Origin of the sequence: Blautia sp. DFI.6.71, assembly GCF_020593585.1 — a bacterium.
GTDB classification, from domain to species: domain Bacteria; phylum Bacillota; class Clostridia; order Lachnospirales; family Lachnospiraceae; genus Blautia_A; species Blautia_A wexlerae.
On record NZ_JAJDMJ010000021.1, the window covers coordinates 1 to 12682 of the forward strand.

Below are 12682 nucleotides of genomic sequence, written 5' to 3' on the forward strand. Positions count from 1 at the left end.
TCTTTTCACTGAGAATCTTCTCGAAAATCCGGTCTCCAAGCTGTTTTATTTTGGTGACAAGAAATCCTCCATTCATTTCCATACAAAAGCTCCTATATAATAGTTTATTAAAAAACATACTATATAGGAGCTTTATTGTCAAGAGTTTATATTTCTTAATAGGTAAATTCCGTTTTTTTCAATTCTCCAAACTGGAAGTTGTCAATTTTTTATATATTTTTGATCAGTGTCAGGAATCGTATCTTCTGACCGATATCGCTCTACTTTCATGTGAAGATTATATTTATCTCTTAACTCCGCAATCTTATTCATCATGGGTGATTGATGGTGAAAGTCAATGCTCTCTTGATTTTCCTAACTGTCAATCAATAGCACAGTTTCCTCATCTCCTAGAGGGAAAAAATAATCATATCTAATGTTCCCCGTTTCATTTCTAATTGCATCAACAGTACCGCTTGAAATCATCTCCTTTGCAAATTTTCGCGCAGAACCATTTTCCCCGGAATAATATATATTAACAACTATACTCATTATACTTTCCTCCAAATTCTAAGTTGTAAGTTTCTTTACTATCATATCTTTAAAACTTGTTTTGCTTTCGCATTAACAAATTGGATAATTGGGCCTGAAATGATAACTGTAATAAGCGTGCATACACCAAACTTTCCGCCAAACAAAACACCTGTAACAACAACCAAAATATCCAATGCCATTCGGACAAATTTAATCTGCCAGTGATTTTTTTCTGCTAAAGCAAAAGTGACTGCCTCATAGGATCCTCTACCAAGGGATGCCGACGCATATAGTCCCGTTCCGACAGCAAACAAAACCACTCCTAACAACATAATTAAAAAATTGATCCACTTATAGGTACTGTAAATATGGCAGTTAGCAAACAAATCTACACAGGTACTGTATACAATCTGGTACAACACAGTTCCTATATGAATCTGACTTTTATCGTAAATGAGCGCAAACAAAATCATTCCCAATGCTACAACAAAAGATGCTGTGCCGATGCTTATGTGAAATGTTCTTGCAATCCCCTGCCACAGCACCGCAAGCGTAGCTCCGCCAAATCCAGCATACAGTGCAAGTGTAATTCCATAAGCCGCAATTATAGAACCTATTACAAGGATTGCCAATTTCTTTAGTGTTTTTTTATTGTTATTTTTCATTGACTTTTAATTCAAGTACATCCGGACGGGCATAATGTCCGATTGCATCATGCTCCATTTTGCAGGCGGCAGGCAAATTCATATCAAGTTCTGCGTAAATGATAGTTTCTTTATCCCAGACAGGTTTTGTCAAATAATGCCCATATGGATCAATAATGCAGCTTCCTCCTCTGCACACAAGTCCTGGAAGTTCAGATACGATATTATACTCCTGCAGATCAGAAGGGTATGAACTGCGTCTGATAATCATATCAGCGTTGATAAAGAAACATTTTCCTTCGATTGCAATATGCTGAATGGTGGCTTGCCACTCCGGATTGTCATTGGTATTAGGTGAAATATAAATAGTGATTCCTTTTTGATAAAGTGCCACACGGGCAAGTGGCATATAGCTTTCCCAACAGATCATGCTACCAATCGGTCCCCATGGCGTTTCAGTAACAGGAAAATACTCTTTATCCGCATCTCCCCATACAACACGCTCAGAGCCTGTCGGCTTCAATTTTCTGTGCACCTTATATGACCCATCCGGTTCAAAAATAACATTACTGTTATAAAGTGTTCCACTAACGGCATCTCTCTCAGAAAAACCAAGGCTGATGTATGCTCCTGTTTCCCTGGCGGTTTCTGCAAGCTGCTGGAATTCCGTCTCTCCAGCAACAACAGAAGCATCATAATATCGTTTCCAATCTTTTCGTCCATACTCACTTCGTTTTCCTACACTAAACCCAAAATTCATTCCAACAGGATATCCCGGAATAAAAAGTTCTGGAAAAACAATTAAGTCCGGCTTTTGAGTTGCGGCCTCATTAATATATCGAAGTACCTTTTTCAGCGATGCACTTTTATCAAATATTACCGGTTCTGCCTGCACCAATGCTATTTTACAAATATTATCAATATCTTTCATGCTAATAATTCACTCCTCGTATGATTTTCTTTAGGTTTAAATCATCTGAAATCTATATCATTGTATATCCGGCATTTAATAATACAGCTAATGATTCTTCAAAATCCGCATCTTTCACTAAAAAATAATCTGTGTTGAATGTAGATACCGCTAAAATTCCAATTTTATTATCTGCAAGTATTCCAGACAACTTTGAAAGAATGCCAATGAGTGAAAAATCCAAAATTCCTTGAATACGGAAACCACGCCACCCATCTTCACGTTCTATTGTGTTTTCAGGAACGTCATTTGTTTCACACACAAGAGAAATTTCTTCATCTGTTTTACCAATGAAGTAGAATTCCTTGCTTAAATCTATATCATCAATGTATTTGACTTTACATACCGTTAGCAACCGCTCTAATTTATTTAATACCAGCAAATTACTCTCCTCCACAAATTCCGATTGAACAAAATCGCTGCGCGATGGCCTGCCAAGGCTGTGGCGCAGTTTTATTTTTATTAAAAAAGCAGTGGAATTACTTTCCATAATCCGTTATTGTTAAGTTACCACACGAAACAACTGAACTAAGAAAGCTCCACTGCCTATGATAAGAATAACATTTTCCAGTCTCTTCCGCAATCGGAATTATGACGCTAACGCACCTCCGAATAGGTAGATGTAATTATTAACACTACTTATTCTGGAGGTTTTATTATGTATAAAGATATTTTTGAATCCATCCGCAATGAAGCGGAAAAACGTAACCTGCGTGAAAGAACTATTCAACTGTATTGCTCTGATGTCAGTTACTTCCTCCGTTGGATTGGAAAAAATGTTTCTGATCTTACACTTGAAGATGCGGAAAGTTTTCTTACTGCCAAACGTCTGGAAGGAAGGTCTCCTGAAACTCACAATCACTATCGGTCTGCAATCAAGTTCTTATATAAAAAGGTGCTGAAGATTCTCTGGGATGATGACACTGTTCCGGCTATGAAAAGAGAGCGAAATCTTCCTGCTGTTCTATCCCGCGATGAAATAAATGCAATCATTGACGCCACTCCGAATCTGAAGCATAAAGCGATTATTGCAACTATGTATTCTTCCGGATTACGTGTATCAGAGGTTGTTCATCTTCATTATGATGACATTTCACGTACCAACATGACAATTCATGTTCGTGAAACCAAAGGCAGAATTGACAGGTATACAATTCTGTCTCAAAAAAATTTAGACCTTCTCACAGAGTATTGGTACAAATGTGGTCGCCCTAAAGATATCCTTTTCCCAAGTTCCTGGTCCGGTGGATATCTTGATATAGCCAGTGTTAACCAGTTCTTTAAGAAAAGTGCTAAACTCGCCGGCATTAACCGTCATGTTTCCTCTCATGCGTGCCGTCATAGTTTTGCCAGCCACCTATTCGAAAGTGGCACAGATATAAAATATATCCAGTCACTTCTGGGACATGTTGATCCTCGCTCTACAGATGTTTACCTTCATGTGAGCAACAAGACACTTCTTGGAATCCGCAGCCCGTTCGACAACCCGGAAGGTGGTGAATCATGAGTAAGGATTGTACGATTCAGGATGTTTTTCATCGTTTTTATCCATCTTTTAAATCCACACATAGTATTTCTCCCGCTCAGCGAAAGGCCGCTTATCACATCATGAATTGCAAAACCGGTGCCTTTGGTGTGAATGTAAGCGTATGCGAGGACTGCGGCTGCATGTCAGTCCACTATAACTCCTGCCGTGACAGATGCTGTCCTATGTGTCAGGAGTTTTCAAAAGAAAAATGGGTAGATGCACGGCGTGAGGATATCTTAGATGCTCCTTATTTCCATGTAGTTTTTACAGTTCCAGAAGAACTTAATCCCATTATCTACAACAACCAGAAATTCTTATACACTGCTCTTTATCATGCGGCTTCAGATACTCTCAGTGAACTTGCTGCTGATAGTAAATATCTTGGGATTGATATCGGCTATATTTGTATCCTCCATACATGGGGAAGCACCATGAATTTTCATCCTCATATCCATGCGATTGTTCTTGGTGGAGGGCTGGATGTGAAAAATCATTGGAAAGACAACGGGAAAGAGTTTTTTCTTCCGATTAAGGTGATCTCCAAAATATTTCGTGGAAAATATATGGCTGAACTTAAGCAGCTCTGGGAAAATGACAGGCTTGAATTTCATGGATCGGCTGCACCTTACAAAAACTACTATACTTTCAAGGAATTGTTAGATACCTGCTATACAAAGGAATGGATTCCTTATTGCAAGAAACCATTTGACGGTGCCGAATCTGTCATCAGATACCTTGGAAAATACACCCACCGGATTGCTATCAGCAACTACCGTATCAAAGACATGACAGAATCTACAGTTACTTTTTCCGCTAAAGATTACAAAAACCAAGGGCTTTGGAAAGAGATCACCATATCCGGCGAGGAATTTATCCGTCGATTTTTAATGCATGTTCCTCCAAAACGTTTTGTACGTATCAGGCACTATGGTCTTCTTTCATCCAGAAATAAGAAGAAAAAGATTACCCTATGCAGAAACATCCTTGGTTGCAAAAAATATATTTCCAAGCTGAAAGATATGGATGCACCTGCCATTATCCGTCTTCTTTATAATAAAGATATATGCAAGTGTTTTTCCTGTGGTGGTAAGATTATTCCTCTGCCTACAGAACAACATTTTATAAAACCAAAACCACATATGCTCTGTTAACGTATCATAACTGTATATTTTTTTAGCTTCCTTAGGGAGGCTTATTTCTGGTGTCATAATACAGGACTGAATTATAAATTCTATGTGTTTCTATGTGTACATGCTATCCTATTATAAATAGAGTGTCATAATTAAAAGTCCATATAGAGTTGACGCGCTTTGTTCAACCAGAAAAAATCGAAATTGATGCAAACGAAAGGGCAGTTAATGAAAAGTCTCCATACTGCTTTTTCGTTTGCACCACCTTCGATTCTTTCCTTAACGATTTATATTACATTGAGCTCACTTAAAGCGTAAGGTATACCATCTTCATTGTTTGATAAAGTGCACATATCCGATGCCTTTTTGACATCCATCTCTGCGTTTTTCATTGCGATTCCGATACCTGCCGCTTTAAGCATAGGGATATCATTTTCGGAATCTCCGAAAGCAATGCTGTTCCTTACATCTATTTTCAAAATTCTGCATATATCACAAAGACCCTGCCCTTTATTAATTCTGCGAGAAAATATTTCCAGATAAAAGGCGGCAGTTCTGACAACAGTTAAATCCTCCGGCAGAAAGTTTCTGATTTGTTCCTGTACCTCATATATTTTCATAGGATCAACCGCCAGAAGAAGCTTTATAGGTGAAAAAGTGAGCCAATCCGCCAAGTTATCGCCCTCTGTACATTGCATCTGATTATTCCGGCATTCATATTCAACCTTATACCCGTTTTTATCCGTAACATAAAACATCTTGCCATCATCAACGATAACAGTTACCGGAAGTTTTTCCAGAAACCGGAGGATTCTCCTGGTCGTAGCAAGATCCATACTGATTTCATAGAACGTATTTCCTTCGCAATCCGTTATTCTTCCACCATTATAAGACATCAGAATTCCACCGAACTGTTCCATTTTTAACTGATCTCTAATACTGAAAAGCCCGGGAGCTGGACGAGCAGATGCAAGGACAAGACGTATTCCTTTCTTCTCCGCTTCAATCAATGTTTCCAATGTCAGGCTGGATATTTTTTTTCGATCATCTGTTAATGTTCCGTCAATATCCAGTGCGATTATTTGAAAATCCATAAAACAATTCCGCCTCCATATAATTTACGATTTGTTACTCACATGATATCATATTTTTTCTTCAATTACATCCACCTAATTCTAATATACTGCCATTTGGCATGCTTCCGTAACCAGCATCCGGTGAATTTTCTTCTGCATTGTTTCCTTTACATCTTCATTAGAATAATTGAAAAAGGTGGAGCCCGAAAGCTCCACCAGGTTATTTCATCATGATCAGGTATTCTATGGTTGACTGCGCTTCGTCATAAACAACGACCTCGTCATTGAACAGAGTAGTTCCTCCGGTTCCTCTTCCATGTGCCCAGGCGCAGTGCGCTCCGGGGTATTTTTTCTGAAAGACATTTTTTGTATGCGATGTATCACAACCCTGATAAATGTCATGATGTTTACCGGTCGCAACCCTGTAGATTGCAAGAAATCTTACATCAGTGTTTCCACCGGCCCAGTACCCGCCGTCTGTATAACCCAGGGATTTCTGGGCAAGCGGGGCAAAATAAGTTCCGTTTCCAAACATACTTCCGGTACGCTGTACTCCGCAGTCCGGATTGATAAGAAGCCCGTTTGTGACAATGGACCAAAAATTCTCAGTCCTGGAGCCATGGAACAGATGATCAATCCCATGACCTTCCGATAACTGTTCCTGCTGACAGAAACGGTCGAATCGTTCTTCTGTCCTCCTGTTACGGATCCTCCACGCTTTTACATACTGACTGGCATTTCCTTTCAGCATGGAAAGAACCTTATCTTGTTCCTCTTCTGTCACATCCCTCCAGTCCAGGTGGAATGCTTCCAAAACGGTAGGTCTTACGGAACAGTTGTCTAAGTCATGTGCATTTCGCACTCTGTTTACCATCACATCAAACAACTCCTGTTCATCCGCAATGATGTCATTAAAATCCAGCTTTCTTTTGGCCAGGACCTTAGACAGGTTATCGATCCTTCTTGGGATTGCTGCATACAGGGTTTTTATCAGGTATTTCACTGACCATACCATATGGTAATTAATATTACACACACAAGTGCGGTAATGTATAAGATTTTCTTTCATACATATATGATACCATGATACCAAAAATTTCGCAATAAAATATCGAACATATTTTCTTTTTTATAATGCTGGATACAGCTTTTTATAGGGATCCTGATCTTTGCAGGAACTACAACGGAATGACATTTTTTCCCTTGCAGAGCTCTGCAGCACCGATCATTGCCATATATCCCATGTCAAATGCATTCTGAAGTACCGTTGTAAGCGGCGGATTCACCTGCTGCTGAACGCAGGACGAAAAATCTCCATATGCTATCCTGCTTTCATCAAATGAAACTTTATATGCATTCATTACATCAAAGACCGCCTGACGCCGTTCATTGGCATCTGTATTTCCATGAGGTCCTGCAAGATAAGTAAATCTTCGATATCCATGATCCCTCACCAGATGTTCTGCCACAGCATACATACCGTGATAGTTGTCTGCTATAATAGAAGTAGCTTTTCCTGAATGGTCTCTTTCTTCTGCGAGAACACAGGGCTTATCCTTATATTTGTCCAGAAACGTTTTCCTTTCTTTTTCGTCCAGAAAAATACAAAGGGAACCATATGCAATAATCAATGCATCCGCATCTGCGAACGCCTGATAATCATAAACTACATTGAACTGATAATCATAATCATCTTCCGTATCTTCGCCAAAATAAGATTTATAGTAATAACTACTGTGAATCCCAAGAAAAACAGAACATTTACGTCCATAGACTTAGCTGCATGAAAAATACTCTACGAAGTAATTTCCTGCGACATACAAAAATTACCGCCAGGTCTATTTCAATCCGCAGTAATTTTCATTTTCTGTTATTCAGATTTCATGATCAGTAGATTGTCACTGCCATAATTATATATACAAGAATAGATACCAGACAGTACATGGAGTTTGTTGTGGAAACATAAGCGCTTCCTTCTTCATCTTTCATAAAAGTCTGCATACTGAATGTGGCCGGTGCTGACATATAACTGATAATTGCAAGATTGACCAGCCGATCATCACCTACCAGATAATGTACAGCAACAAGAACTCCTGCGATCATCACTGCCTGAAGCAATACACGTAAGATGATCGTGGCAATGCATGGCTTTAATAATTTCGCATTCAGTTCCATGCTGTATCCCACTACCAGTAAAATAATGGCAGTCACAGATGTGGTGAGAATATTTTCCACACTCTGGTACACGCCTCCGAAAGGACTGTCTAAAACTGCAAGGATCACCTTCGATAATCCTGCAATAATTCCCAGGATACTTGCAATAAATGCCGGAGTCTTTAATGCACTGAAAAACAGTTTTTTCACATCAATCTTCTCACCGTTTTCCACCTGTCCCAGCATTCCCATATATACACTGAATCCAAACAACAGTCCGGCAATATCCAGAACTGCAATACGGGAAAGATTTTCACTGCCACAGAGGCTTGTATATAACGGATAGGCCATAAGTCCCCCTTCATATACGCTTACCATAAACGGTAGATATTTCTGATAGGTTCCTTTCAGAAATGGCTTCAGCAAAAAGCCCAGACCAAAGGATACTACCAGCATTACAAACATGATCAAAATCAGGATTCCGGTTTCTTTATTATATTCCGCTGTTGCCAGAGCATGAAAAATAGCAATCGGAAGCATAACATTCGTTACAAGCACCTTCATGTTATTGATTCCGTCTCTGGTCAGAATCTTCCATTTTCTGCACAGCATACCGACCACGATCATAACCAGTACAGGCAGAACAATTTCTAATACATTCACTTTTTTACTCCTCCTAATATATAACTCAGCTTTGTTTATTGTAACTCAAAAAAACATTTTTCGCCACCTATACTTTCTGTTGTATTTTCACTTTTTTGCAGTTATAATTTCATGTGAATTTACGAAAAAAAAGGAGAACTCAAATGAATACTTTCAGCATTCTGACTGCTCAGATCGGAATGTTCGTGATCTACATGCTTGCAGGCGTGATCCTGATCCGCACACGGGTTATGAACAGAGAAAATCTTGAAGTCATTTCAAAATTTGTAATAAAACTGGCGCTTCCTGTAATGATTTTTATCAATACTGTAAACGGAGTGGAACGTAAAACTCTTTTTCATTCACTGAGCATTTTTCTGATTGCGGGAATTATGTATATATGTCTGTTTTTACTCAGCTACATATCTGGTATTTTTTTTCATCTGCATGGTAACCACAGGCAGCTTTACAGTGCCATGAGCGTATTCGGAAATGTGGGATTTATGGGTATTCCCATAGTAACCAGTATTTATCCGGAAAACGGTATGCTCTACATCTGTGTATTTACCATTATTGATCAGCTCATGCTGTGGACAGCAGGTGTACGCCTTACTTCAGGTACAGACAGTCAAAAAAACCGTTTTGATTTCCGGAAGCTGATCAATCCTGTTACTGTTTCCATCTTTCTTGCTGTGATCTGTGTGCTGACAGGAATCCGGCTTCCTGAAGTTCTGAACAATTCCCTTCAGAAAATCGGCCAGACCGCCACACCTCTCGCACTGATCTATCTTGGCGGTGTTTTCGCCTGTATCGATGTACTGAAAAATATCCGGAGACTGGATTATTATGGAATTGTCATCCTAAAAATGCTTTTGTTTCCGCTTTTCTTCTATGTATTACTTGGATATCTTCCGGTTTCTTCAGAAATCCGCACTACCATGGCTCTGACTTCTGCAATGCCAGTTATGTCCTCTGTGGTAATGATGGCAAATGCCTACGGATCAGATGGCGATTATGCAATGGGTGGAATTCTTGTTACAACTATCTGTTCTGTTTTTACACTTCCATTTATTTACTGGATTTTTCATTTTATCGGATGATTTAAATATAATACTTTTTTATAAATATTTATAAATTTCATTTATAAAAAAGTGTGGTATACCAACTCTACGACAGCGCTTTCCGCATTCTGGATATCCGCAACAATCTTCTGGAGAATTTCACCGGTTCCAGAAAGCAGATCATTGATCTGGCAGCCTCCACCATTCCTTCTTCTTATCTCCTTCCTGAACTTCTCGCAGGTTTTGGCAGAATGTATCCTGATGTATATTTCCATTCCTGGCAGACAGACAGTTCCGGCGCTATTAACCGTGTACTGGATGGGACCGTAGACCTGGCTTTGACAGGACAGAATACAGGAGACGACAGCTGTGTATTTATTCCCTTCTGTCAGGATAATATGGTGATTGCTACCCCTGTGAATGATCATTATTTAAACTTAAAACAAAAAGAACAACCTGTTGTTTTTCAGGACTTTATCAAGGATCCTGTTATCATCAGGGAAAAAGGCTCCGGAACCAAAAAGGAAATGGATATTTTTCTGGAAAATGCCGGTATTGAACCTTCCAGTCTGAATGTAGTAGCCCGCATGAATGACCTGGAATCAATCAAAAAATCTATTGTAAACGGGCTTGGATTTTCCATTCTTTCTGCCAGATCTGTCGTTGACCTGCAAAAAACAAAGCAGATTCTTCTGTTTCCATTAGAAGAATCTGCTCACAAACGCAGTTTTTATATTGTTTACAGTAAAAACAGAATTCTGAAATCCCATGTACGCCAGTTCATTCACTATGTAAAAGAATACTATCAGACAGTCTGATTAATATTCTGATATTTTTTTGGCATCCAATTTCCCTTCCATGCATAGATAAGCATGAGTACCATTCCTACAGCCCATGAAACAGGATACAGTACATATATAATATCAATGCTGGTGAAATGTGGAACCACAAACTGAATCCACAGAATACGGAACAGGCATAATGCAAGCAGCATCACTACCATGGGAGGTACCGTCTTTCCTGTTCCGCGAATGGTTCCTGCCAGGGAATGCATAATTCCCAGAAGGAAATAGAACGGGCAGAAATATTTCATTGCCTGTGCCCCATAATAGATTACTTCTTTATCACTGCTGAAAATCCCTATGATCGGTCTGGAAAAGGTCAGCAGGAGAATTCCTGTCACGATCGTATAAAGCACGCTCATTCCAAGAGTTACTCTCAATCCTTTCCTGATTCTGTCTGTTTTTCCCGCACCATAGTTCTGACCGGTAAAAGTCGTTGCTGCCATACTAAAACTCATTACCGGCAGAATGTTAAACCCATCTACTTTCAGGTATGCACCAAAACCCGCCATTGCACTGGCTCCGAATCCATTGACACCAGATTGTACCAGTACATTTGAAAAGGAGATTACCGTGTTTTGAATTGCAGTCGGCAGACCTACCTGGATAATCCGTCCTGCCATTGTTCTATCAATGGAAAGTTTCTTCGGATTTATGCGGTAAATATCCGGAACTCTCATCAAAAACCATAATGCAAAAATGCAGGAAAGTACCTGGCTGATATCTGTTGCAATTGCAGCACCCTCGACTCCCATGTGCATTCCGCCGATAAGCCATAAATCCAGAAAAATATTGGAAAACGAAGCTACTGCCAGATACATCAGCGAACGTCTGGAGTTACCTACTGCATTCAGGATCCCCGCTGCCATATTATAGATGACATTAAAAACCAGTCCATAAGAATAAATTCTCAAATACAGAACTGACTGATTCATTACTTCTTCCGGAGTTCTCATCCACCTGAGAATTGCAGGTGAAAATACAATTCCAGCGATAGTAAGAACAATTCCCAGAATAAGCGCAAGCATCAAGGCTGTATGTGCAGAACGCTGAACGCCATTCTCATCTCCTGCTCCATAAAACTGGGATACAATAACTCCCGCACCTGCAGATGCCCCCATACTGAATGCAATCAGCAGACAAATCAGCGACGTACTGGAACCAACTGCAGCCAGTGCATTGCTGCCCACAAAATTTCCTACAATAATTGAGTCCACTGTATTGTACATCTGTTGGAGCAGATTTCCCAGTATCAATGGAATAGAAAACAGAAGGATCTGTCTCCAGATGGTCCCTTCTGTCATGGTACTGATCGATTTTAACTTCACACTCTTACTCTTTTCATATGCTGCCACTCTCATTCCCCCATTCATATATTATTGCTGTTCACAACGCGTCCGGCAGCACCCTTCGGCATTCCTATTATAAAATATTTTATATAAAAATCAAGCCGCCACTATTTATAGCATTGCATTTCCTGTCAGTTTACTGTACAATACTTTTATATTGTAAAGTACGAAACAGGAGGTAATTTATTATGGCTTTTGATATCACACCTTATGTAGATATGTCCCCAAAGAAAGTTCGTGAACTGATCCGCAAAGGAGTTATTGATTTCCCCACTGCAGGAATGTGCCGTGGCTATGCACAGGCAAATATGGATGCCGGCATCAGCAGTATGACTGCCAGCATCAGCATTGTCAGGAATGAAATTCTTTTTCTTTTCATGTAATTAAAGCCCCCTTTTATCGTGCATTTTCCAATTCTCTCTCAATCCATGTCATGATCACATCGACAAGATACTCCTGCTGCACCTGACTCAACTCTCGGCCGGGTTGTATCTTGTGCCATTTGCGGATGCATTCCCGGCAGCAGGTCGCAGTTGCATGCTGTGCGATGAATACCGGGTGACCGCGCATGGGTGTCTGTTTTCCATCATTTGGGATATATGCAGGAGCCTCCCGTTTTGTAATGAAATCCTCTGCGTGTTTCCGGATCGTATCCAGTCCTTTTTCATGAATATAATCAATATCATTCTGCTTAAGATGAAATCTGCTCCGAAATCTGGAGTTTTCAAGTCTCTCGAACAGTTGCTTGTACCATTCATCCTTTGTCATTAAAA

General features: G+C 39.7%; 15 protein-coding genes and 1 pseudogene. 5 read left to right on the forward strand and 11 right to left on the reverse strand.

The features are described from left to right. The 5 genes and pseudogenes from LJE12_RS10405 to LJE12_RS10425 all read right to left on the reverse strand — a co-directional run. A pseudogene (locus LJE12_RS10405) lies at window positions 1–82 on the reverse strand (MarR family transcriptional regulator); the annotation flags it as partial. 272 nt (window positions 83–354) lie between these two features. Then, a complete protein-coding gene (locus LJE12_RS21075; protein WP_331466132.1) occupies window positions 355–531 on the reverse strand; it encodes a hypothetical protein in 177 nt (58 codons plus the stop codon). Between the two features lie 41 nt (window positions 532–572). Beyond that, window positions 573–1178, reverse strand: a complete 606-nt coding sequence (locus tag LJE12_RS10415) for a YczE/YyaS/YitT family protein (protein WP_021885137.1) — start codon at window positions 1176–1178, stop codon at window positions 573–575. Further along, window positions 1168–2088, reverse strand: a complete 921-nt coding sequence (locus LJE12_RS10420) for a carbon-nitrogen hydrolase family protein (RefSeq protein WP_195981585.1) — start codon at window positions 2086–2088, stop codon at window positions 1168–1170. The genes LJE12_RS10415 and LJE12_RS10420 overlap by 11 nt, the downstream gene beginning before the upstream one ends. 52 nt (window positions 2089–2140) lie before the next feature. Further along, window positions 2141–2506, reverse strand: a complete 366-nt coding sequence (locus tag LJE12_RS10425) for an ACT domain-containing protein (protein ID WP_195981587.1) — start codon at window positions 2504–2506, stop codon at window positions 2141–2143. 279 nt (window positions 2507–2785) lie between these two features. Here LJE12_RS10425 and LJE12_RS10430 point away from each other — a divergent pair, with 279 nt between their 5' ends. Next, window positions 2786–3634 carry a tyrosine-type recombinase/integrase gene (locus LJE12_RS10430; RefSeq protein ID WP_118085135.1) on the forward strand — a complete coding sequence of 283 codons (849 nt, stop codon included), beginning with the start codon at window positions 2786–2788 and terminating at the stop codon, window positions 3632–3634. After that, window positions 3631–4806 (forward strand): IS91 family transposase, encoded by a 1176-nt coding sequence (locus tag LJE12_RS10435; protein ID WP_227226926.1) that lies wholly within the window; start codon window positions 3631–3633, stop codon window positions 4804–4806. The genes LJE12_RS10430 and LJE12_RS10435 overlap by 4 nt, the downstream gene beginning before the upstream one ends. A 266-nt stretch (window positions 4807–5072) precedes the next feature. Here the strand turns inward: LJE12_RS10435 and LJE12_RS10440 are convergent, their stop codons facing one another. The 4 genes from LJE12_RS10440 to LJE12_RS10455 form a co-directional block, all read right to left on the reverse strand. Then, window positions 5073–5879 (reverse strand): Cof-type HAD-IIB family hydrolase, encoded by an 807-nt coding sequence (locus LJE12_RS10440; protein WP_227226927.1) that lies wholly within the window; start codon window positions 5877–5879, stop codon window positions 5073–5075. A 202-nt stretch (window positions 5880–6081) separates the two neighbouring features. Continuing rightward, window positions 6082–6930 carry a hypothetical protein gene (locus LJE12_RS10445; protein ID WP_227226928.1) on the reverse strand — a complete coding sequence of 283 codons (849 nt, stop codon included), beginning with the start codon at window positions 6928–6930 and terminating at the stop codon, window positions 6082–6084. Window positions 6931–7039: 109 nt separating this feature from the next. Beyond that, entirely contained in the window at window positions 7040–7492 is a 453-nt protein-coding gene (locus LJE12_RS10450) for a hypothetical protein (protein WP_173681011.1), read from the reverse strand. 256 nt (window positions 7493–7748) lie between these two features. After that, complete coding sequence (locus tag LJE12_RS10455) at window positions 7749–8678, reverse strand: AEC family transporter (protein WP_118569853.1); 930 nt, start codon at window positions 8676–8678, stop codon at window positions 7749–7751. A gap of 143 nt (window positions 8679–8821) precedes the next feature. Here LJE12_RS10455 and LJE12_RS10460 point away from each other — a divergent pair, with 143 nt between their 5' ends. Continuing rightward, complete coding sequence (locus LJE12_RS10460) at window positions 8822–9757, forward strand: AEC family transporter (protein WP_118569852.1); 936 nt, start codon at window positions 8822–8824, stop codon at window positions 9755–9757. A 53-nt stretch (window positions 9758–9810) separates the two neighbouring features. After that, complete coding sequence (locus LJE12_RS10465; protein ID WP_008704295.1) at window positions 9811–10536, forward strand: LysR substrate-binding domain-containing protein; 726 nt, start codon at window positions 9811–9813, stop codon at window positions 10534–10536. Here LJE12_RS10465 and LJE12_RS10470 read toward each other — a convergent pair. Next, entirely contained in the window at window positions 10524–11915 is a 1392-nt protein-coding gene (locus LJE12_RS10470; RefSeq protein ID WP_330380932.1) for an MATE family efflux transporter, read from the reverse strand. The two genes, LJE12_RS10465 and LJE12_RS10470, sit on opposite strands and share 13 nt — an antisense overlap. Before the next feature lie 182 nt (window positions 11916–12097). Between LJE12_RS10470 and LJE12_RS20280 the strand changes: the two genes are divergently transcribed. Beyond that, window positions 12098–12292 (forward strand): hypothetical protein, encoded by a 195-nt coding sequence (locus LJE12_RS20280; protein WP_008704297.1) that lies wholly within the window; start codon window positions 12098–12100, stop codon window positions 12290–12292. Between the two features lie 13 nt (window positions 12293–12305). Here the strand turns inward: LJE12_RS20280 and LJE12_RS10480 are convergent, their stop codons facing one another. After that, on the reverse strand, window positions 12306–12677 hold the full coding sequence (locus tag LJE12_RS10480) for a DUF4186 domain-containing protein (RefSeq protein WP_008704298.1): 372 nt from the start codon (window positions 12675–12677) through the stop codon (window positions 12306–12308). Between the last annotated feature and the right edge of the window lie 5 nt (window positions 12678–12682).

What these genes read in the sequence shown, in the direction of transcription:
- LJE12_RS21075 (WP_331466132.1), bottom strand. Translation starts at nt 531, where the DNA reads ATGAGTATAGTTGTTAATATATATTATTCCGGGGAAAATGGTTCTGCG.
- LJE12_RS10415 (WP_021885137.1), bottom strand. Translation starts at nt 1,178, where the DNA reads ATGAAAAATAACAATAAAAAAACACTAAAGAAATTGGCAATCCTTGTA.
- LJE12_RS10420 (WP_195981585.1), bottom strand. Translation starts at nt 2,088, where the DNA reads ATGAAAGATATTGATAATATTTGTAAAATAGCATTGGTGCAGGCAGAA.
- LJE12_RS10430 (WP_118085135.1), top strand. Translation starts at nt 2,786, where the DNA reads ATGTATAAAGATATTTTTGAATCCATCCGCAATGAAGCGGAAAAACGT.
- LJE12_RS10435 (WP_227226926.1), top strand. Translation starts at nt 3,631, where the DNA reads ATGAGTAAGGATTGTACGATTCAGGATGTTTTTCATCGTTTTTATCCA.
- LJE12_RS10440 (WP_227226927.1), bottom strand. Translation starts at nt 5,879, where the DNA reads ATGGATTTTCAAATAATCGCACTGGATATTGACGGAACATTAACAGAT.
- LJE12_RS10445 (WP_227226928.1), bottom strand. Translation starts at nt 6,930, where the DNA reads ATGAAAGAAAATCTTATACATTACCGCACTTGTGTGTGTAATATTAAT.
- LJE12_RS10460 (WP_118569852.1), top strand. Translation starts at nt 8,822, where the DNA reads ATGAATACTTTCAGCATTCTGACTGCTCAGATCGGAATGTTCGTGATC.
- LJE12_RS20280 (WP_008704297.1), top strand. Translation starts at nt 12,098, where the DNA reads ATGGCTTTTGATATCACACCTTATGTAGATATGTCCCCAAAGAAAGTT.
- LJE12_RS10480 (WP_008704298.1), bottom strand. Translation starts at nt 12,677, where the DNA reads ATGACAAAGGATGAATGGTACAAGCAACTGTTCGAGAGACTTGAAAAC.